Below are 19,137 nucleotides of genomic sequence, written 5' to 3' on the forward strand. Positions count from 1 at the left end.
GATCTGTCAGACGGATCCTCTCACCACCGCCGCCACAAAGGACATCCGGTGCGTGCTCACGTCGCGCCCGCCTCCAGCGTCAGCACGCTGATATCCGGAGGTGCCCCGACCCGCACCGGCGGGCCCCAGAACCCGGCTCCCCTGGTCACGTACAGCTGGGTGCCGGCCACCGTCGACAGCGCGGCCAGAGACGGTTGCGCGGCACGGACGACATGGTGGAACGGCCACATCTGGCCGCCGTGGGTGTGCCCGGACAGCTGAAGATCCACTCCGCAGGCGGCCGCCTCGGCCACCAGAACCGGTTGGTGGGCAAGCAGAACCGTCGGACCGGTCCCGTCGAGCCCGGCCAAGGCTCGGTCCAGGTCCGGCGGATCGGAACGCTGATCCCCCGCGACGTCGTTGATGCCGGCCAGGTCGAACGCCGCACCGGCCCGTCGGATCACGGTGTTCTCGTTGCGCAGCACCTGCACGTCCAGCCGCTCGAGTTCGCGAAGCCACGCGTCGGGATCGGCGACGTAGTACTCGTGGTTGCCTGCCACGAAGAACGCGCCTTCGCGGGAGGTCAAGTCGCGCAAGGGTTCTGCAGCCGGGCCCAGCTCCTCGACCGTGCCGTCCACCAGGTCGCCGACGATCGCCACCAGGTCGGGCTCGGCCTCGTTGATCATCTGGACGATCCGCTCGGTGTGTGGGCGTCCCGCCAGCGGGCCGAGGTGGATGTCGGAGACGACGGCGATCCGGAATCCGTTGAAGGCCGGATCCAGGCGGCGCAGCCGCACCGGCAGCCGCAACAGATCCGGCGGTCCGAGCGCGTTGAGCGCACCGACCCCGACCAGGCTGACCGACGCCGCCCCGGCGGCGGCCGCACCGGCCCTGGCCAAGAACATCCGACGGTTGAGCGCCGACGTTGCCTGCGGCACCCCGTCGTCCTGCCGGTCGCGTTTGACCCAGCCGCGCAGCAGCAGCCGCACGGGTTCGGTCACCAGCAGGGTCAGGAACAGGTACGTCGCCAGCCCGAACCATAGGTACCCGGGCCATGCGATCCAGCCGGAGTCGGCGACGCCGATGACGCGCGGCAGCACCAGGGCCGCCAGCAACATGCCGGCCAGTGCGACGAGGGCCGCCGTGAGCATCCACCTGGTGCGCCCTGGGCCGGTCGTGTCCTTGACCAGGCGCTTCCACAGGTAGAGGTGCATCAAGCCGAGGATCGTGGCGAGGACGACGATGAACATTCACGTTCCCGTCAGTGGCCCGACGGCCGATTGTCGTCGGCTTCCGCGCCAGAACTTCAGGCCGTACCGCGCCAACCGGCGCGTCGGCACCCGGGTCGGCCAGTCGTCGGAGCGGAAGTAGGCGTCGGAGCCGCCGTCCACGAAAACAATGCTGCCACAGAGGAAGTCCGCGGCGTCCGACAGCATGAACACCATCCACTTCGCGAGCTGATCGGGGCTGCCGAAGCCGCCGACCGGAACCGGAAACGCCCGAACCGTCTTGGCTTCTCGAGGGGTTGCGAGCTGCTTCTCGAGCAAGGGCGTCAAGATCGCGCCGGGAGCAAGCGCGTTCAATCGGATACCCGCGCCGGCCCACTCGGGCCGGACGGCCTGGCGGCGCACCCAGCGCGCCACCGCGATCTTCGAAGCTCCGTACGCCAATGACGGTGCGGCGGAACGAAACATCCGCAGTGCGCGAGCAGCACGGTCGATGTCTGCGCGCAGCAACGCACGAACGGCACGGTTCGGGACCAAAGGCATGGTGGTGGTCGAATTGCTTGCCACCACGACGACTTTCGCTTGACCGGCCGATGCGAGTGCCGGCCGCCAGGCGTCGAGCAGTTCGGTCACGCCGAGGTAGTTGACCGACAGGATCAGCGCAACATTCTGCGCTCCCGGCAGCGGGCCGACGCCGGCGGCGAGCACGGCACCGTCGAGTCGGCCGTCGACCCGGTCGAGCACGGCGGCCGCGGCGGCCGAACGACCCTGCGGCGTGGACAGGTCGGCCACCACGTCAGCGTCTCGTTGGTCGACACCGACGACGGTGTGGCCGTCGGCCCGCAGCTGTTCGGCGGCCGCGCGCCCCATCCCTGAGGCCGATCCCGTCACGGCATAGACGCCCATTGACCACTCCTGGAGGTTCGGTTCGCGTGGCGCAGCGCAGCGCCGGCCATCGCTACAACATAGTGAAGACCCAGCGGGCGGCCTGCCGGACAGTGCCGCGGCGCAGAGGTTGCGCGTTTGGTTGGTTGCACAGAGGGCACAAGACCCCTATGAGCCCGCAATCCTCCGCTCGGCCGGACCGGGTGAGCTCTGCGATCTGGGTGGGCATCGTCGTGGGCTTATTCGCCCTGCTGCTGGTCTACGCGATTTTCGCCGCGTTCTGACTCCTGACCGGTGCGCCGGCTTACTCGTCCGTCTTCTCGTTGCGCAACGCCTCGATGTCGCCTTCCAACGTGACGTTGCGATCGTCCAGGGCGGCGTTGCGGTCCTCGAGCGAGAGGATGCGCGCGATGCCGCGAGATTGACGCCCGCCTCGACCAGCTCGCTGACGCGTTGCAGTCGAACGAGGTCGTCGGCGCTGTAGCGGCGGGTGCCGCCGGGACTGCGGGCGGGCTTCAGAACACCGTGGCGCTCATACAGCCGCAACGACTGTTCGCTGATGCCGGACAACTCGGCCGCCACCGAGATTCCGTACACCCCGAGATCAGACGGGGGCGGGCCGGACTTGCGGGTCCCGTCCTTGGCGTCATCGTCGGTCATCTCGTGCGAAAAGTCCTAGTGCGCTCGATCGAAAACATGTGCCGCCTCAAGGCGAACATATGCCCGTGGTATCGCACAAGCCCATCGCAACGTGTGCCTGGAGGTCAATCGACGCAGGAAGGACGTCATGCTGTTACATTCTCGGGACGACATCCAATACCACGGCGGCGTGAGACGGCGGGTCGAGACCGCCCTGTCCCGGGGGTCCACAAGCGTGACGAATCCGGATTCTGATATCGACATCGACCACGAAGCAGTGGAGCTCGCGGTGGGCGCCGGCGAACCGCAACGGGTGGGCCGGTTCCGCTTCTTCATCGCCGATCAGCGCTGGGAGTGGTCGGAGACCATCGAGCGGATGCATGGCTACGAGCCGGGCTCGGTGAAGCCGACCACGGAATTGATCCTCAACCACAAGCACCCGGACGACCGCCAGCAGGTGGCTGCTGTTCTGGAACGGGTGATGAGCGGGGAGCCGTTCAGTAGCCGGCACCGCATCATCGACACCGCCGGGCGCACACACTGGGTCATCGTCATCGGTGACCGCATGATCGACGAACGGGGCGACGTGCTCGGCACATCCGGCTTCTACGTCGACTACACCGAGACCATGCAGTCCGATATCTCCGCCGAGGTGTCCAAGGTGGCGGAAGGCCGCGCCCAGATCGAGCAGGCCAAAGGCGTGCTCATGGCCGCCTACGGCATCAGCGCGGACCGGGCCTTCGACATCTTGGTCTGGCGCTCACAGGAGACCAACATCAAGGTCCGAGAACTGGCCCGCCGGTTTGTCGCGGAGATGACCGGCGGTCTGCCCGTCGACACCCGCGCCAAGGTGGACCATATCCTGCTGACCATTTCCTAGCTTTGGAATGCCAAGCAACACAAGGCGTTACAGAACATCAGCGCCTCAAGGTGGCTTAGTCGAACAGCTCGTCGAGCACGCGTTGCTCGAGTTTCAACCACCGGGCGACCTGCGCCCGAACCCCGTCGATCTCATCGGGGTCGAGGTGATGCGCCCCGTCCGCGGTGATCCGGCACAGATCCATCGGTCCGCCCACGCTGGGCGAGGACACAGCCAGCGCGTCGAGCACCCGCAGGGCGGCCACCAACCCGTGATCGACGCTGCGTTCGGTCATCCGGAAGTTCGCGAGCAAGGCATAGGCCTGCTGCGCCATCGGCGCACCGCTGCCCACCGCCTGAAAGCCGGTCTCCTCGTAGTGTCCGATCAGCCCGTGGGGGTCGATGTCGACGATGAACGGCCGGTCCCCCGCGTATCCGGCGGCCAGGACGTAGGTGGCGGGTGTCGCGCCGCTCGTCTTTGCGGCGGGCACATCCTCGATGAAGTTGTCGTAGTGATGTTTGAGCACGGGCACCGTGCGCTGCTGAAGGGCGCGGCCGATGTCGTCGGCCTCCAAGATCGCATCGGGTTCGGCGTGGAAGATCTGTTCGAGGTCGAACAGCACCGCCCGCGATCCGCTGCCGCCCCACGCCGCGTGCTCGCCCATCCTGTGCAGTTTCTGCGCCGGGTAGCTCAAGCCGCGACCCGGATCGGTGATCTGCGAGTCCGAGGCCATCACCAACCCATCGGCGCAGCGCAGCGCGATAACCACGGTCACCATGCGATGGTCTCACGGCCAGGGCGGGTTACGGTGGCCGCCGATGCACCTTTTCATCGTCCCGACGGGCCTCGGGCATACGGATTGCGAGCGCGTTGCAGACGCGGCGTTGGCGCAGCCCGTCCTCGCGGTCACCAGCCTGGCTTTCGTCGTCGTGGGGGCGATGGTGCTGTGGTCGTCGATCCGAGGCCGGGGCGTGCTCGCGGTGCTTGCCGGGCTGGCGGCCGTCGCCGTCGGGCTCGGCAGCTTCGCCTACCACGGACCCCAGCCGTCATGGGCGCAGGCCGCTCACGACTGGCCGATCGTCGTGCTGGGAGCTGTGTGCGTCACCGGCTTGGCACGCAGCAGGCTCGTTGAGCGGCGGTCGGTCTGGGCGGCGGCCATCGGGGTCTTCGCGTTGGGACTAATCGCTTACCCCGCAGGACGTTCGGCCTCTCCGCTGTGTCGGCCCGACAGCCTCTGGCAGTACCACGGCGCCTGGCACGTCCTGGCCGGGGCGGCAGCCGGTCTGGCTGCCTGGGCGATGATCACCCGCCGCCCGGTCGGGGCTGCCGCAAGCCCCTTACCTAGAGCCCAAGCGCCCGGGCCGCCGTCGTCGCCACCGCGGCCTGCAGATCCGACACAGGCCGGCTGCCGCGAAGATGAATCGCGTTGGTGAGCAGCACGATATAGGTGTCTGAACCAGGGTCGATCCAGAGCGACGTTCCCGTGAAGCCGGTGTGGCCGAAGCTGCCGACCGGGAAGATGCTGCCCCTGGGCCGGGAGTGGCCGGTGTCGATGTCCCAGCCGAAGCCGCGCAGGTTCTGTCCCCTGACCGCCGGATACCGCGGACCGACCGTTCGGACGATGTTGTTGGCCGCGCGAAGCTGTTCGGCCGAGTGGCCAGGCTGCTCAGGCGTCGTCATCATCTGTAAGGTCGCTTGCTGCAACGGAAACCGGCTCTCCCGGCCCGCCAGCCGATCGAGCAGAGCCTGTGCGTAGCGGCCGACGTCGTGCACGGTCGAGAACACCCCGGCGGAGCCGGCCACTCCTCCCATCCGACGCGCCGCGGGGTCGTGCACGGTCGCCCGGAGCAGGTGCCCGAAGTTGGGATTTTGGCGGGGGTCCTCGCGGTGTTCCTCGTCGAGGGCGGTCGGCGCGGTGCGTGGCACTATCTCCGTGCTCCAGGTGTCTTCCGGGCACGCCTCGGGGTGTTCTCCCGGCGTCAATTCCAGCGCGACCCCCCGAATCTTGTGCGGTCCACACGCTTTCGCCGGCGGCAGATAGCCGGTGTCGTGCATGCCCAGCGGCGCGAAGATGTTTCGCTGGACGTAGACGTCTTCTGGCTCGCCCGTGAGCCTCTCGATCAGCGCGCCGAGCAGGATGAAACCGACATCGGAGTAGCGGAACACCTCGCCGGGTTCGGACTGCAGCGGTGCACTCAGTGCGCGCCCGATGCCTTCTGCTTTGTCGGCGTGGTCGAATCCCCAGGTGCCGCGCAGGTCGAGGACGTCCGGCAAGCCTGAGGTGTGCGTGAGCAGCATCCGCACCGTCACCCGTGCGCGCTGCGGGTCGTTCGTCGGGTTGAACTCCGGCAGGTGGTCCTGGATCGGATCGTCGACGCCGACCTTCCCCTGTTCGTGCAGCTGCATGACGGCGGTGGCGGTGGCGAGTGGTTTCGTCAACGACGCGAGGTCGAAGATCGTGTCCGCGGTCATCGGCTCGGCCGGTGCGGGTAGGCCGTCGAGCCCTTGCTCACCGGCGAGCCTGCGCACACCGTAGGCCCGCTGGAAGACGAGCTTGCCGCCGTGTCCGATCGTGACCACAGCACCTGGCAACCGGTGCGCTGCGAGCGCATCGTTGATCACCTTCGACACTTCGGGAATGTCGGGGGTCGGCGGGGCTGGGGGTGGCGGCGCGAGCCTGGTCGTCGCAGCTGGGGCACGGGTGGTCAGGGGGGCGTCATTGGCAGCAGGCGGTGATGTATCGGCACACGACGTGACGCCGGTGAGGGCGACCAACGCGGTGCCGAGGGCAACGACGGCCCGCGCGGGTCGTGCTGCGAACCTGACCATTGCCGCCTCGTCGGGGTGAGGGTGCGCGCTTCGCCCCTCAGGATAGGGCGGCGGTTGTTAGCATCGCGCCGTGTCCGACGGGGTCGATGGTGACGGACCACGGGCTTGGCGGCGGCGTGAGATGCTCAGGTATGCCGCCGCCGCGCCGGTCCTGTTCGTGGCCGCGGCCACCCGGACCGGGCCGAGGGCGGCGGCGCAGTCGCTGCGGCTGGTCGACTTCACGCACCGCCAGGTGCCCGCGGACCAGATCAAGGCGGCCGGCTATGCCGGCGCGCTGGTCTACGTGTCCGAATTACGACCGGGCGCGGACTTCGACTTCAAGCCGGTCACCCGCGAATACGCGGATTCACTGCGGTCAGCCGGCCTGCACGTCGCGAGCTGCTATCAGTACGGCAAGCCGGGCTGGCCGACGCCGTCGGACTACACCCGCGGATACGACGGCGGCGTGGCGGACGCTCGAACGGCGCTGCGGCTCCACGCCGCCGCAGGCGGGCCGGCATCGGCGCCGATCTTCTTCAGCATCGACGAGGACATCGATCGTGATACCTGGAAAGCCGTTGCCGCAGACTGGCTTCGAGGGATCAACTCGGTTCTCGGAGTGAACCGCACCGGTGTCTACGGGCACTCACGGGTGTGTGCGTGGGCGATCGACGACGGTGTGATCGGGCCATCCACCTCGCCGGGGCACTGGTGGGCATGGCAGACGAGAGCGTGGTCCGGCGGCAAGCGCGAACCGCGAGCGGTGCTGTACCAGGCCGTGGTGGTCACCGGACCGGACACCGGCATCCCCATGGGAGGGACCCAGGTCGACGAGAACGAGGTGCTGGCCGCCGATTTCGGCCAGTGGGACCTGGATCGGACGTGAGCGTCAGGCGGCCGGCCTAGGCGGCCGATCGTTCGAGCACGTGAACGCCGCAGGCCGAGCCCAGTCCGATCACGTGGGCCAAACCGACCTTGGCGTCCTCGATCTGGCGGTCCCCCGCCTCGCCGCGCAGGTGATGGCAGATCTCCCAGATGTTGGCGATGCCGGTCGCGGCGATCGGATGCCCCTTGGATTGCAACCCGCCGGACACGTTCACCGGCGTTGACCCGTCGCGCCAGGTCGCGCCCGAATTGAAGAAGTCGGGCGCTGCCCCTTCGTCGCACAGCATCAGGTTGTCGTAGTGCACCAGCTCGGCGGTGGCAAAGCAGTCGTGCAGTTCGACGAGGTCGAGGTCGCCGGGCCCGATACCGGCCTGCTCGTAGGCGGTCGCCGCGGCCCGCCGGGTCAGGGTGTTGACGTTCGGCAACACCTGGCAGCCCTCTTCGTACGGATCGGTGGTCAACACCGACGCGGACACCTTCACGGCCCGGCGGCGTTGCTCGAGCGACAGCGACTTCAACGTCTCGCCGTTGCACACGATCGCGGCCGCCGCACCGTCGCAGTTGGCCGAGCACATCGGCCGGGTGTTCGGGTAGGCGATCATCACGTCGTTCATGATCTGCTCGAGCGTGAACCGCTTCTGATATGCCGCAAGCGGATTGAGCGTCGAATGCGCGTGGTTCTTCTCGCTGATCCTGGCGAACAGTTCGAAGCTCGTGCCGCCGTACTTGTGGCCGTACTCGGTGCCGATCTGTGCGAAGACGCCGGGCATCGTCTCGGTGCCGATGCGCCCGTCGATCGGAGCCACGGCGCCGTAGCGGCCCTTCGGCTGCCACACGTCGGAGTCGTCGGCCTTGCTCCCACCGGCCAGCAGGCCGGCGCCGGACAGCTTCTCGACACCGACGGCCATGCCGTAGTCGACCTCGCCGGCCTTGACCGCCATGATCGCGGTTCGCAGCGCGGTAGCGCCGGTCGCGCATGCGTTCGCGACGTTGTACACCGGGATGCCGGTCTGGCCGATCTGCTTTTGCAGCTGCTGACCGATTCCTGCGCTCGCGTTCATCAGGTTTCCGGCCGCCAGCACGCCGACGTCGGCCATGGTGATCCCGGCGTCGGCGAGCGCGCCGAGTGCCGCCTCGGCCGCCAGGTCCACGGTGTCCAGGTCGGCGTGCTTGCCGAACTTGGTCATCCGGATCCCCAGAATCCATACGTCGTCGCTGGCGCTCATCGTCGCTCCCTCGCTTGCATTCGTGGTCAGTTGGCGGGTTCGAAGGCGAAGTTGATCGCCTCGGTGCCTTCGGAATCGGTGCCGACCGGATAGGTGGTGAGGCGCACCTTCATCCCGTCGCGGATGTGGTCGGGATCGGGCTCGACGTTGACGAGGTTCGCCCGGACCTGCGTGCCGTCGCAGTCGACCACGGAGGCCACAAACGGCGTGGGTATTCCCGGGGCGGCGAAGGTGACGATGGTGAACGCGCGCACCGTGCCCTCGGTCGCGACCGGCACCGTGGTGAACTCGGTTGCGAAGCAGCCGGCGCAGGCGTTTCGCCGGTCAAAGAACCGGGCGCCGCAGTTCGCACACTCCTGCGCCACCAGGTGCGGCTCGCCGTCGTCGAGGACCAGATAGTCGACAAAGGGGATCTTTCCGGCCATGAAACCTCCGTGGTGTGGTGACCCGACGGTAGCGAACGCCGTCGGCGTTTGTGCATCCGCCCAGCGATCTGCGCCGGGCAATGCGAAGCTGTAGCCGATGCAACACCGAACGCGCAGCCTGGTTCTCACGCTCGCCGCCGCGAGCGTGTGCCTGACGGCGACGCCGGCCGCGGCAACCGCTGCCGAATGCAGCGCGATCCTGCCCGTCGCCGACCGGCTGGAGACGCAGCTTGACCAGGTCTCCCCCTCCGGAACCGCGCCTTATCTGGCCGGCCGGATCCGAAGCGCGCTGTCGCCGCTGTACGGCCTGACGAGCGCGGCGGCCGTCGACCTCCGGATCCGCTCGGACATGCTGGCGGCCCAGATCGACAACAGCGACCCGTACCGCCCGGCGCGACCAGACCTCCTTTCCGGCGATCTCGCCAAGGCCAGACAGTTGGTGGCCGCGGCGCGCCACTACTGCGGTTCAACGAGTCCCCGGGAGCCAGCGCCGAACCGATATGCGCTCGGCGTCGGGCCAGATGGCGTTCGCGGCCGGTGACGCGCAGAAGGCCTCCTCGGCCTGGCGGATGGTCATGGCGACCGCGTGCAGGCCGTCTTCCTGGTGGGCGCGGCAGCTGACGGTCAGGACCCGGCGGGTGTGCGGGTCGATTTCCTGGGCTTCGATGGTCAACACCACGACCAGCGTGTACCCCGCACCGGTCGGCAGATAAAAGGTGAGATCTCGACTGACCAACCCGCCGCCGTTGGTGACGAGGTATCCGTCGCCGCTGGGATAGACCGCCTGCCCGACCATCTGGGTGCGTTCGTAGTGGAGCCGGTCACCCGGTGCGCGCCACACCGAGAACCGGGTGTTCGCGGTGCCGTTGAACAGGTTTCGGGCGATCGGGATGATCAGCTCCTCGCGGCCGTCGGCGTCGACGTCCTGGAGCGCGACGCCGCCGGGGCTCGACGGTTCGAGTAGCTCGTCGATCGTCTGCACCACCTCGCCCGACGCGTCGGTCACCGTGACTTTCACCGCGCCCGGCCGCGGCAGGTCGGGCACCCGCCAGTAGGTGACGGCGAACTCGAGCACACCCGAGAGAAGCGAACAGTCCACCTGTTCGGAGGTGGCTTGCGGCGAGATGACGGCCGCCGTCGGCGGGCAAGGCGGCAGCGTGGGGTCGGCGGTCGCGACCGGGAACACGATTCCCGCGCTCGCCGCCGCCATCGCGGCGATCAGCAGTGCCAATCGTTTCACCGGCCGCCCCTTACCGCGGCGGCGCCGGTTCGGCCGGCGCGGGAGCAGGTGGCGGTTCAGCCGCTGCCGGTGCCTGTAGCGCCGGGATCTGCTGTGCGACAGGCGGTTTGCTGCCGGTCTCCGGGCCGATGTCGGCTACCTGCCAGGCGTCACCCACCTTGTGCACGGTGACCCTCAGCAGAATTATCGACACCTTGGGCGTCGGGTTCTGCAGGTTACGGGTGGTCTGGTGGGCCGACACCACCACCCGGTAGGAACCGTCGGGCTGAGCGACGGGGTCGACGGCCAACACTTCGCCGGCGGAGCTGACCTGCGCCTGCAGCATGACGGCCTCGAGCAGGTCTGCGGCGTTGGTGTACTTGTCCTGAAGAGACTGCGACACACCGTCTTTGACCGCGTTGAAGAAGGCATCGGGGTCTTCGAAGGTGTAGTTCAGCGACCGCAGCGCATAGTCCTCGGCCAACTGTGCCACCGCGTCGCGATCGGCTTGGTTCTGGCGCAGCTGCGCAAGCTCGTCGGACACCTGCCGATACTTGACGAACCCGACGGCAGCCGCGACGAGCACGGCCACCACCAGGGCGGCGGCCGCCCACCGCCCGGCTCGTTTCGACCAGCGTCGTGCCTTCGGTGACTCGGTGGGCGCTGCGCCAGCATCGTCGGACTGGACCTCGGCGGCCTCGGCAGCCTCGTCAGCGTCCTGGGGTTCGGCCGCGTCGGTCATGTCTCTACCTTCTCTGCCATCGCTCGGTTCGGGTTTCACTGATGCCACTCCGGCACGTTGAGCTGAATCCGCACGCTGCCGGTGTCGGTGAACGTCGATTCCCAGAAGTCCAGCCAGTGCCCGGCGTCGATCCGGATGTCGTGCAGTGGCGCCAGCGCGGGCTGCAGGACGCCGGCGAAGGTGCCCAGCGGTCCGGACAGCATGTCGAGGTATTCGCCGATCTTGGCCACCAAAATCCCGACCGGATCGGTGGGGCCCACCACGCCCAGGCCGGTGTGCGAAAGGGTCTCGATCTCCTTGATCAACCCCAGGAAGGCCGGCACCGAACGCGGCAGGAGTCTGCCTGTCTCGCTGATCTTTTCGCCGGCGTCGAGTTCATCCATGTTGGTGGTGAACGTCGAGACATTGCGTAGCAGGGTGGCCAGCGCCGCCTTGTCGTCCTGTATCACCTTGGCGGTCAACGCGGCGGTGGTGGCCAGCGAGTCGAGGGTGGCGTCGTTGTCGGCCAACGCTGCGGACATGTTGTCGATGACGGCGTGTATCTGGTCGAGGTCCAGCGCCGTGAACAAGGTGTTGACCCTGGTGAGCACGTCGCTGGTGGTGACCATCGGCGCGACCCGGTCCGCGGGAATCACCTCCCCGTCACCGAGATACGGCGGGGCGATCAGTTCCGGGTCGAAGTCGATGTATTGTTCGCCGACGGCGGAGAGGTTTTGCACGCTGATCGTGCTGTCGGCAGGGACCGGGTGTGCGCGGTCGATGTCCATCGAGACCGCCAGCCCCGTTGGTGTGGTTCGGATATCGGTGACTCGGCCGATCTTGATGCCGCGCATGGTCACATCCGACGTGGGCATCAGGCCACCGGACGTGTCGAGCAGCAGGGTGAGTCGGGTGACGCCCTTGGTCGGGTTCATGTCCAGCACGCCGAACGCCATGTAGACCGCGCCGGCGAGCGTCATCACCGCCAGGATGGCCAGCGTGGTGCGGGCACCGAATTTCATGGCAGCAACCCCATCGCCTGCATCGCCGATACCGCCTGATCCGCCTTGTCCGCGGGGTCAACACCCTCGTTGCCGGTCGGTGGATGAAGTTCGTCGATGGTGTATTTCGGGCCGCCTCCGCGGAACCACCCGATGAGCTTGTAGCGCAGCAACGCGACGAACTTGTCGGCGATCACCGGGATGGTGGTGTCGGCGGTCGCCATCGTCCCGACCATCGGCGTGAGGTAGGACAGGATCTGCATCAAGTCGCCTGCGACCGGGTTGATGAGTTGTCCGCCGAGGTCGCCGACGTCGCGAGAGGCACCGACCACGTCGAGGATCGCCAGTGTGACCGCCGACAACCCTTCCAGTTTCGCCGGACCTTCGGTGACGAGGCGATTGAACACCGTGGTGTTCGCCGCGAGTGCGTTGCTGACGTTTTCCATGCCGGCGAGGATGCCCTCGATGGTGTCCTGATTGGCTGCCAGGTCGCCGAGCGCGTCGGACACGGTGTGTTGCATCCGGGTCAGCTCGACCGGGTCTTGCGGAAACGCCTTGTTGATGTTCACCACGGTGTTCTGAAGCGTGCCGATCGCGCCGCCGGCCACCAGGTTCGACATGGACCGCAGCAGGTTTTCGACGTTGTCGGCGGGGGCGGTGTCACGCAGCGGGATGGTGTCGCCGTCGCGCAGCATCCCCCCGGGCGGGCCTTGCGGTGCGAGCAGCGCAATGTAGATGTCGCCGAGCGGAGTGGCTTGGCGAAGCTCGGCGCGGGTCCCTTCGGGAAGCTCTGTGTCACCTGATACTTCGACGTAGGCGACCGCTGTGGTGCCGTAGAGCTGGACGCGGTCGAGCACGCCGACCTGAATCCCGCCGGAGTCCACCCTGGCGCGAGCGGGCAGGTTGAGCACGCTGGAGAACTCGATCTTGATCTGGTAAGCGTGCTGCGGCAGATACGCGCCGGGGACCGGCAGCCGCGTCGGATCCAGCGAGCAGGCCGCGGTCGCGCCAATCGCCACCGCGGCCACCAGCGCGCAGACGGCCTTGAGCGCGCCTCGGATCATGACAGCGCCCCTCCCAGAATGAGATTGGTCAGGCCGAGCGTGATCGGATCGGACTCCATGCCCGACGCGCACGCCGCGTCCGCCCCGGGGATGTTGCGCTGCCGCAACCCCTCACAGATGGCGCCCGCCTGTGACGGGGAGATCGATACCTGCGGTGGGATGTAGGTGACGTTGTGGGTGCCCCACGCCGGCTCGTAGATATCGGCCAACCAGTTGCTGAACTGCGGCCACGAGTTGATCATCGCCAGGATCGCGGGTGCGTGCCTGTTCAATGCGTCAGTCAGGCCACTGAACCGCGCATCGGTCTTGTCGTAGATCCGCGGCCCGAACCGGCTCACCGCGTCGACCAGGATCGGCAGCAGGTGCGAGATGTGGCTCATCGCCGCTCCGAAGTTGTCCGAAAGGCCCTCGATCAACTGGGTGGTGACCGGAAGCGTCCGGATGACCGAGGCGAAGCTGTCCCAGTTCGCGAGGAACTCCGAGGTGAGGATCTCGCTGTTCTCGAACAACTGTCGATAGTCGGCGTCGGCTTTGTATGGGTCGCCGAGCATGGTGGCCAGATTGCGCATCGCCCGGTTGATGTCGGGTCCGGTGCCCTCCAGCGACCGGTTGGCCGCGCTCAGGCTGTCGTTGATCGCTTGCACGCCGGGGGCATCCGAGGGGTCCTCCCCCGGCTGGGAACCCAGGATCACGTCGGTGAGTTCACCTATCGCTGAGAAGGTCTCGCTGATGCTGACCGGGGTCTTGGTGGAGTTCAGCTTGATACATCCCGGGCCGCTGAACTTCGGGCCGCCGGTGTACGGCTTGGTCAGTTCGATGTGGCGGTCGGTGACGATCGACTGTGAGTAGGTCACCGCACCGACGTCGGCAGGCAGGTCGAGGTCTGCGGGCACGGTGAAGTCGACCTGAACGTGGTCGGGCTTGTTGGTGATCGCGGTCGTGGAACCGATCTCGATCCCCAGCAGCGCCACCTTGTTGCCGGGATACAGCCCGACCGCGTCGGCGAATTCCGCGCACATCGACCGGGTCTTGCTGGTCGCAGGTGGCACGATCGTGACGCCCACGATCACGGCGGCGACGAGCACGACGGCCAGCACTGCCGCGATGCCCCGCGGCGAACGTAACCGCGTGCCGATCGCCGACATCGCCGCCATCTCAACAATGCCTCATGATGCTGGGCAGGCACAGGTCCTGCCCGGGGGCCATCCGGTTGCTCTCGTCGAACACGACCCCGTTGCCGCTGAGCATCGGCACGATGATGTTGAGGGTCTGCGCCAAACCGTCGAGAGCCATGCCCCAACGCTCGGGATGCGCCCGCAGCGTGTCCTCGATGTCCTCGATTCCCTCGGCGATGGGCGCGACCTCTCGGCCGTAGAACACGGTGATGCGATCGAGGATGCGGGCCAATTCCTTGATCAGGCTGAAGAACTCGACGATGTCGACTGCCTTGGTGGTGTACATCCTGCCGAGCAGGTCGAACTGTTCGAACAGCGTGACGAGCTGCGCGCGGGCGCCGACCGTGGCCCGCAGACCGTCATTGACGAAGTCCAGGCCGCGATGGAAGTCGCTGGTGGACTTGCTCATAGCTGTCGTCAGCGCGTCGGCCGACCGGATCAGGTCCCGCACCGCATCCGGATACGTGTTGGCTGCGTTGGCCACCTCGGCGAAGGTGTCATGGATGACTTGACCATCGACGTCCTTGACCACCGGGGTGGCGGCCTCGATGATGTCGTTGATCTCGAACGGCAACGTGACGCGGTCGGGTGGAATCGTGTTGCGGCCGAGCGGCACAGCTCCTTTCGGGTCGAGCGCCACATAGTGGCCGCCGAGAGGGGTCAGCAGCTTGACTTCGAGGGTGGATTCCGATCCGACCGAGACCGAGCGTTCGACGTCGAACCTCAACTCGACGAGGCCGCCGTCGAGGCGAACGCCGGTGACCTTGCCGACCGGGATGCCGGCGATCCGGACCTGGTCGCCGACCTGCACGCCCGCCGAGTTCGGCAGGTGCGCGGTGTATCCGGTCTGATCCGACGGGTTCAGGTAGGCCATCGCGGTGGCGGCCAGCGAGGCGACGATGACGATGGCGCCGATGATGCCGTTTCGGCGGTTGTAGGAAGCGGCGGCGCGTTCATCGAGCACAGCGCGCCGCCTGATCATCCGCTCACGCCAGGCGGTGAGTCGATCGCCGAAAGCCATCACCGACACACCACCAGGTTCTGTTGCCCGAACGACACCTGCCCGATCCCCGGTAGCGTGACTTCCCCGTCGGCGCAGGAAAACGTCGGCGTCGCGGGTTGTCCGTCGACCAGCCAGCTGCGCATTCCCTGGATCAAGGACGGGGCGAGCGAGAGCCCCGCGATGATCGTCGGGGTCTGCGGCCACATCCTGCTGACCAGGTCGTAGAGCGGAACCGTCGTCCCGTCGAAAGTGCGCTCGGCGTACTGCAGGACATGGGTGGTGTTCCGCAGGACAGGCAGCGTGCTGTCCAGCGTGGCACGGAACTCCTCGGCCTTGGAACCGAACTTGGTCAGGACTTCGTTGAGCTCGGCGATGAGCTGGAACAGCTGTTGTGACTTGCCGCCCAGATCCGTCGAGATCGCGCTGAGATTGCGGATCATCGCGGTGATGACCGCCTGGCGGTCCACCGCCAGCTTGGCGATGACGTCGAGGCGATGCAGGAACGGGCCGATGCCGGACTCGTCGCCCTGGATCAGCCGCAGCAGGTTCTCTCCCAGCAGGTTGAACTGAGCCGGATCGAGGGTTTGGAACATCGGCTCAAACCCGTTGAACAGCTTGGCCACATCGAACGACGGGATGGTCTGCCCGAGGGGGATGGTGCCGCCCGTCGGCAGCCGGCCTGCCGGCTCGGCGGGTTGCACGAGCTCCACGTAACGCTGGCCTATCAGGGTTTGGTACCGCACCGCGGCGACGGTGTTCGCGAACACCGGATGAGCCACTTGAGTGGTGAAGTCCACCTTCGCGATCCGGCCGTCGAGCCGGATGGTCTCCACCTTGCCGACCTGCACTCCCGAGATGCGCACGTCGTCGCCCACGTAGAGCCCTGACACATCGGAGAACTCGGCGGTGTAGCGGGAGGCGTCGCCGGTGACCGGGCTGCGCAGGGCGGTGAGCACGACGAGAACGCACACCACCGCAACCGCGGTGAAGATCGTCAGCCACATCACCGATCTGGCAACGCTTCTCATCGGCCACCGCCGTGTGGTGCGTCCGGCGGCGAGGGAGCGGGCAGCGCCGCCGCCAGCCCGGGCATGGTGTCGATGGTGAGATCGAGTCGCATGCGGGTCTTGCCGTCGATGATCGGGAACGCCGCGCTGGTACGGTCCAGCAGACCGGAGAGCCGGTCGTAGGCCGGTGACGTGCTCCCGATGGTGTAGGCGAGCGGCAACCACGCGCTCATCACCCCGCCGAAGAACGGAACCAGCCACGGCATGTTTCTGGCGAAGATGGCTTCGGAGTCGAAGAGGAGCTTGGCGGTCTGGTCCATGATCGTGTTCATGCGCTCGACGCCGTCCGGGTGCGCCAGAAACTCCATCCCGTTGAGCAGGTCGTACGCCAGCCTGATCAGCGGGACCGCGTCACTGACCCCGTTGATCACCGAAGCGAACACCGAAAGTGACTGCGAGAACGGCACTTTCTGGGAGTCGCTCAACATCTTGACCAGGTCGAAATACGACCGGGTGACCGGCTCGGTCAGATCGGCGTGCCTTCGCACCACCTCGATGATGTGGTCGACGTCGGGCGAGTCCATGATCCGGACGAACTTCTGGCCGTCACGCAGCAATCCGCTGATGGACGCCGACTCCACGCTGGTGTCCACCGCCAACGTCTGGTCTCGGCTCAACCGTGGGCCGGCCCCGCTGCTGACCAGCTCGACCGCCGCCAAACCAAACGTGTTGGATGACATGAACTTAGCCGTCGTGTCGGCGGCCAGAGCGGTCGCTTGACGGGGTTCGAGGGCCAGCGTGATCTTCTGCTTGTTGTATCCGACCGACTCCAGTGTCTTCACCGATCCGATCGTCAGGCCGCGGAACTTCACCTCCGCGCCCGGCGTCAGCCCCTCCCCGATCTCATCGGCCATCACCGTCAGCGTGAACGTATCGGTGTAGCCGCCGGTGCCCAGCTGGTAGAGCCCGGCACCCGCGATGCCCAGCATCACCGCGGCAACCAGACCACGGATCCGCAACGAGCGCGAGCTCGGGGCCCGTCCTTCTTGGTCTGGCAAAGTCGGCATGGCTACCCCGAGATCCGAATGCCGGCGCTGCCGCCCCAGAACAACAGCGTCAGCACCATGTCGGCGGCGACCACGGTGACGATGCTGGCGCGGATGGCTCGACCCGAAGCCCGTCCGACGCCCTCGGGGCCACCGCTGGCGTAGTACCCCTGGTAGCCGTGGATGGCGATGATCAGGGTCACGAAGATGAGCGCCTTGAGCACCGAGAACACCACGTCGGAAGGCTGGATGAACGAGTTGAAGTAGTGGTAGTAGGTGCCCGACGACTGCCCGTGCAGCACGTTGACGACCAGCGCGCAAGACAGGTAGCTCAGCACCAGCGTCACCACGTACAGCGGCACGATGGTCACCATCCCGGCGAGCACCCGGGTCGTGACCACGAACGGGATCGAGCGGATGCCAAGGGCTTCCAGCGCGTCGATCTCCTCGGAAATCCGCATGGCGCCGATCTCGGCGGTCATCCGGCATCCCGCCTGCGCCGCGAAACCGATTCCCGCGATCATCGGTGCCATCTCGCGGGTGTTCGCGTAGGCGGAGATGAACCCGGTCAGCGGGCCCATGCCGACCATGTCCAGAGCGTCGTAGCCCTCGATACCCACCGATGCGCCGACGGCCGCGCCCATCAGCACGAGCACGCCGATGGTGCCTCCGCCGACGATGACCGATCCGTTGCCCCACATCACGTCGACCAACAGCACGCCCGTTTGATGCCGGTAGTGCCTGAGCGTGTGGGGAATCGCCGCGATCACCTGAAGCAGAAACGAGGTCTGGTGCCCGAGGCGCTGGATCAGGGCGTCGCCGCGGTCGACGACCCACCAGGGGCCTCGCAGGACACGAGGCCGATGCTGTGAGGGCAGCGAAACCCGCGCCATCAGCCCATCCTCAGCGGCATGGACATCGACACTCCCTGCGTGATGATCAGGTTGAGAATGAACACCGCGACCACGCCGATGACGACGGACGCGTTGACGGCGTCGGCCACTCCCCGCGCGCCGCCTTTGGCCTCGAGACCGCGCTGGCAGGCGACGAGGACCACTACCACGCCGAAAAGCCAGGTCTTGAGCATGGCTACGACGACGTCGCTGACGCTGGCGAACGACGCGAACGACGCGATGTAGCTGCCCGGTGTGCCGCCCTGAAAGCCGACATTGATTGCGTAGCCGGCCGCGAGCCCCATGAAGATGATGAAGGAGCACAGCACCGGCGCCACGAACACGATCGCCGCCAGCCGCGGGGTGACCAATCGTCGTACCGGGTCGATGCCCATGACGCGCAGCGCGTCGACCTCTTCACGGATCGTGCGGGCGCCGAGATCGGTGGCCACCGCCGAACCGGCCGCGCCGCCCAGCAGCAGTGCGGCCACCATCGGGGCCCCCTGACGGATCACCGCGAGCCCTCCCGCTGCACCCGAGATCGACGAAGCGCCGACCTGTTGGATGAAACTGCCGACCTGGACCGCCACGATGACCCCGAACGGGATGGACACCAGCAACGCCGGTATCGCGGTGACGCTGATGATGAACCACGCTTGGTTGACGGTGTCGCGCCACGGGTGTCGCAGCCGGATCACATCCACGATCAGGTGCCGGAACGACTGGACAGCCAGGTCGAAGAAGCGGCCCAGAGTCTGCAGCGACGAATCGGCGCGATCGAGGACACGTCGGAGCCGAACATTTCGGATCAAGGCGTTCTGCCTTGGCGCATCGGCGATTACGCGAGCCGAGGCCTCGTCGTCGATGACGGTCGGGTTCGCATCGACACAGCGCAGCGGACCGACTGCGGTATCAGTCGCCGCGTCAACCGCTGTCGCGTCATGCGCCTTCACCGTCAAAACGCGATTTCCTCCCCCGATCGATGCAACGATTGCTGGCCCAGCAAAGACAAGCCGGTCCAGTCGTGCGCTTTACCGGCGGTGCTCGACCACGAGCGCTTGACCCGGTGCTAAACG

General features: G+C 67.0%; 20 protein-coding genes and 1 pseudogene. 4 read left to right on the plus strand and 17 right to left on the minus strand.

The genetic code is table 11. The features are described 5' to 3' along the window. Nucleotides 1–56: 56 nt before the first annotated feature. The 3 genes and pseudogenes from G6N28_RS03255 to G6N28_RS03265 form a co-directional block, all read right to left on the minus strand. The gene (locus G6N28_RS03255) at nt 57–1,229 is read right to left on the minus strand and encodes a metallophosphoesterase (RefSeq protein WP_163897019.1); all 1,173 of its coding nucleotides are present in this window, start codon (nt 1,227–1,229) and stop codon (nt 57–59) included. Further along, a complete protein-coding gene (locus G6N28_RS03260; RefSeq protein WP_163897020.1) occupies nt 1,230–2,111 on the minus strand; it encodes an SDR family oxidoreductase in 882 nt (293 codons plus the stop codon). 283 nt (nt 2,112–2,394) lie between these two features. Further along, nucleotides 2,395–2,750: pseudogene (locus G6N28_RS03265) on the minus strand (MerR family transcriptional regulator). Between the two features lie 193 nt (nt 2,751–2,943). Here G6N28_RS03265 and G6N28_RS03270 point away from each other — a divergent pair. Continuing rightward, nucleotides 2,944–3,609, plus strand: a complete 666-nt coding sequence (locus tag G6N28_RS03270; protein WP_276001425.1) for a PAS and ANTAR domain-containing protein — start codon at nt 2,944–2,946, stop codon at nt 3,607–3,609. Between the two features lie 55 nt (nt 3,610–3,664). Here the strand turns inward: G6N28_RS03270 and G6N28_RS03275 are convergent, their stop codons facing one another. Then, entirely contained in the window at nt 3,665–4,363 is a 699-nt protein-coding gene (locus G6N28_RS03275; protein WP_163897022.1) for an Ntn hydrolase family protein, read from the minus strand. A 43-nt stretch (nt 4,364–4,406) separates the two neighbouring features. Here G6N28_RS03275 and G6N28_RS03280 point away from each other — a divergent pair, with 43 nt between their 5' ends. After that, entirely contained in the window at nt 4,407–5,021 is a 615-nt protein-coding gene (locus G6N28_RS03280) for a hypothetical protein (RefSeq protein ID WP_235674449.1), read from the plus strand. On the opposite strand, the gene G6N28_RS03285 is transcribed toward G6N28_RS03280, so the two are convergent. Next, complete coding sequence (locus G6N28_RS03285) at nt 4,930–6,417, minus strand: serine hydrolase domain-containing protein (protein ID WP_163897023.1); 1,488 nt, start codon at nt 6,415–6,417, stop codon at nt 4,930–4,932. The two genes, G6N28_RS03280 and G6N28_RS03285, sit on opposite strands and share 92 nt — an antisense overlap. Nucleotides 6,418–6,538: 121 nt before the next feature. Between G6N28_RS03285 and G6N28_RS03290 the strand changes: the two genes are divergently transcribed. Next, nucleotides 6,539–7,282: a DUF1906 domain-containing protein gene (locus tag G6N28_RS03290; RefSeq protein WP_163905782.1), complete on the plus strand. Its 744-nt coding sequence runs from the start codon at nt 6,539–6,541 to the stop codon at nt 7,280–7,282. A 16-nt stretch (nt 7,283–7,298) separates the two neighbouring features. On the opposite strand, the gene G6N28_RS03295 is transcribed toward G6N28_RS03290, so the two are convergent. Beyond that, on the minus strand, nt 7,299–8,507 hold the full coding sequence (locus G6N28_RS03295) for a thiolase family protein (RefSeq protein WP_163897024.1): 1,209 nt from the start codon (nt 8,505–8,507) through the stop codon (nt 7,299–7,301). A gap of 26 nt (nt 8,508–8,533) precedes the next feature. Continuing rightward, nucleotides 8,534–8,932 carry a Zn-ribbon domain-containing OB-fold protein gene (locus G6N28_RS03300; protein ID WP_163897025.1) on the minus strand — a complete coding sequence of 133 codons (399 nt, stop codon included), beginning with the start codon at nt 8,930–8,932 and terminating at the stop codon, nt 8,534–8,536. A 97-nt stretch (nt 8,933–9,029) separates the two neighbouring features. On the opposite strand from G6N28_RS03300, the gene G6N28_RS03305 reads away from it, so the two are divergent. Next, nucleotides 9,030–9,473, plus strand: a complete 444-nt coding sequence (locus tag G6N28_RS03305; protein WP_179962011.1) for a hypothetical protein — start codon at nt 9,030–9,032, stop codon at nt 9,471–9,473. Here G6N28_RS03305 and G6N28_RS03310 read toward each other — a convergent pair. Genes G6N28_RS03310 through G6N28_RS03355 form a run of 10 tightly spaced genes read right to left on the minus strand, consistent with a single transcriptional unit; the run spans nt 9,399 to nt 18,873 of the window. Next, complete coding sequence (locus G6N28_RS03310; protein ID WP_163897026.1) at nt 9,399–10,172, minus strand: hypothetical protein; 774 nt, start codon at nt 10,170–10,172, stop codon at nt 9,399–9,401. The genes G6N28_RS03305 and G6N28_RS03310 overlap by 75 nt on opposite strands. A 10-nt stretch (nt 10,173–10,182) precedes the next feature. After that, nucleotides 10,183–10,893, minus strand: coding sequence for a hypothetical protein (locus tag G6N28_RS03315; RefSeq protein WP_163897027.1), 711 nt, complete (start codon nt 10,891–10,893; stop codon nt 10,183–10,185). Nucleotides 10,894–10,928: 35 nt separating this feature from the next. Beyond that, nucleotides 10,929–11,894 carry an MlaD family protein gene (locus tag G6N28_RS03320; protein ID WP_163897028.1) on the minus strand — a complete coding sequence of 322 codons (966 nt, stop codon included), beginning with the start codon at nt 11,892–11,894 and terminating at the stop codon, nt 10,929–10,931. After that, nucleotides 11,891–12,937, minus strand: coding sequence for an MlaD family protein (locus G6N28_RS03325; protein WP_163897029.1), 1,047 nt, complete (start codon nt 12,935–12,937; stop codon nt 11,891–11,893). Before G6N28_RS03325 ends, G6N28_RS03320 begins: the two co-directional genes overlap by 4 nt. Beyond that, nucleotides 12,934–14,091 (minus strand): MlaD family protein, encoded by a 1,158-nt coding sequence (locus tag G6N28_RS03330; RefSeq protein ID WP_163897030.1) that lies wholly within the window; start codon nt 14,089–14,091, stop codon nt 12,934–12,936. The genes G6N28_RS03325 and G6N28_RS03330 overlap by 4 nt, the downstream gene beginning before the upstream one ends. A 1-nt stretch (nt 14,092) precedes the next feature. After that, nucleotides 14,093–15,133 (minus strand): MlaD family protein, encoded by a 1,041-nt coding sequence (locus G6N28_RS03335; protein ID WP_163897031.1) that lies wholly within the window; start codon nt 15,131–15,133, stop codon nt 14,093–14,095. Continuing rightward, on the minus strand, nt 15,133–16,143 hold the full coding sequence (locus G6N28_RS03340; RefSeq protein ID WP_163897032.1) for an MlaD family protein: 1,011 nt from the start codon (nt 16,141–16,143) through the stop codon (nt 15,133–15,135). The genes G6N28_RS03335 and G6N28_RS03340 overlap by 1 nt, the downstream gene beginning before the upstream one ends. Beyond that, nucleotides 16,140–17,141 carry an MlaD family protein gene (locus tag G6N28_RS03345; RefSeq protein WP_235674450.1) on the minus strand — a complete coding sequence of 334 codons (1,002 nt, stop codon included), beginning with the start codon at nt 17,139–17,141 and terminating at the stop codon, nt 16,140–16,142. Before G6N28_RS03345 ends, G6N28_RS03340 begins: the two co-directional genes overlap by 4 nt. 50 nt (nt 17,142–17,191) lie before the next feature. Continuing rightward, a complete protein-coding gene (locus G6N28_RS03350) occupies nt 17,192–18,061 on the minus strand; it encodes an MlaE family ABC transporter permease (protein ID WP_163897034.1) in 870 nt (289 codons plus the stop codon). Beyond that, a complete protein-coding gene (locus tag G6N28_RS03355) occupies nt 18,061–18,873 on the minus strand; it encodes an MlaE family ABC transporter permease (RefSeq protein WP_276001424.1) in 813 nt (270 codons plus the stop codon). The genes G6N28_RS03350 and G6N28_RS03355 overlap by 1 nt, the downstream gene beginning before the upstream one ends. Nucleotides 18,874–19,137 lie beyond the last annotated feature (264 nt).

This window comes from Mycolicibacterium pulveris, assembly GCF_010725725.1.
Taxonomy (GTDB): Bacteria; Actinomycetota; Actinomycetes; order Mycobacteriales; family Mycobacteriaceae; genus Mycobacterium; species Mycobacterium pulveris.

What these genes read in the sequence shown, in the direction of transcription:
- G6N28_RS03320 (WP_163897028.1), bottom strand. Translation starts at nt 11,894, where the DNA reads ATGAAATTCGGTGCCCGCACCACGCTGGCCATCCTGGCGGTGATGACG.
- G6N28_RS03350 (WP_163897034.1), bottom strand. Translation starts at nt 18,061, where the DNA reads ATGGCGCGGGTTTCGCTGCCCTCACAGCATCGGCCTCGTGTCCTGCGA.
- G6N28_RS03335 (WP_163897031.1), bottom strand. Translation starts at nt 15,133, where the DNA reads ATGGCTTTCGGCGATCGACTCACCGCCTGGCGTGAGCGGATGATCAGG.
- G6N28_RS03255 (WP_163897019.1), bottom strand. Translation starts at nt 1,229, where the DNA reads ATGTTCATCGTCGTCCTCGCCACGATCCTCGGCTTGATGCACCTCTAC.
- G6N28_RS03315 (WP_163897027.1), bottom strand. Translation starts at nt 10,893, where the DNA reads ATGACCGACGCGGCCGAACCCCAGGACGCTGACGAGGCTGCCGAGGCC.
- G6N28_RS03340 (WP_163897032.1), bottom strand. Translation starts at nt 16,143, where the DNA reads ATGAGAAGCGTTGCCAGATCGGTGATGTGGCTGACGATCTTCACCGCG.
- G6N28_RS03260 (WP_163897020.1), bottom strand. Translation starts at nt 2,111, where the DNA reads ATGGGCGTCTATGCCGTGACGGGATCGGCCTCAGGGATGGGGCGCGCG.
- G6N28_RS03290 (WP_163905782.1), top strand. Translation starts at nt 6,539, where the DNA reads ATGCTCAGGTATGCCGCCGCCGCGCCGGTCCTGTTCGTGGCCGCGGCC.
- G6N28_RS03330 (WP_163897030.1), bottom strand. Translation starts at nt 14,091, where the DNA reads ATGGCGGCGATGTCGGCGATCGGCACGCGGTTACGTTCGCCGCGGGGC.
- G6N28_RS03295 (WP_163897024.1), bottom strand. Translation starts at nt 8,507, where the DNA reads ATGAGCGCCAGCGACGACGTATGGATTCTGGGGATCCGGATGACCAAG.
- G6N28_RS03300 (WP_163897025.1), bottom strand. Translation starts at nt 8,932, where the DNA reads ATGGCCGGAAAGATCCCCTTTGTCGACTATCTGGTCCTCGACGACGGC.
- G6N28_RS03305 (WP_179962011.1), top strand. Translation starts at nt 9,030, where the DNA reads ATGCAACACCGAACGCGCAGCCTGGTTCTCACGCTCGCCGCCGCGAGC.
- G6N28_RS03280 (WP_235674449.1), top strand. Translation starts at nt 4,407, where the DNA reads ATGCACCTTTTCATCGTCCCGACGGGCCTCGGGCATACGGATTGCGAG.
- G6N28_RS03285 (WP_163897023.1), bottom strand. Translation starts at nt 6,417, where the DNA reads ATGGTCAGGTTCGCAGCACGACCCGCGCGGGCCGTCGTTGCCCTCGGC.
- G6N28_RS03325 (WP_163897029.1), bottom strand. Translation starts at nt 12,937, where the DNA reads ATGATCCGAGGCGCGCTCAAGGCCGTCTGCGCGCTGGTGGCCGCGGTG.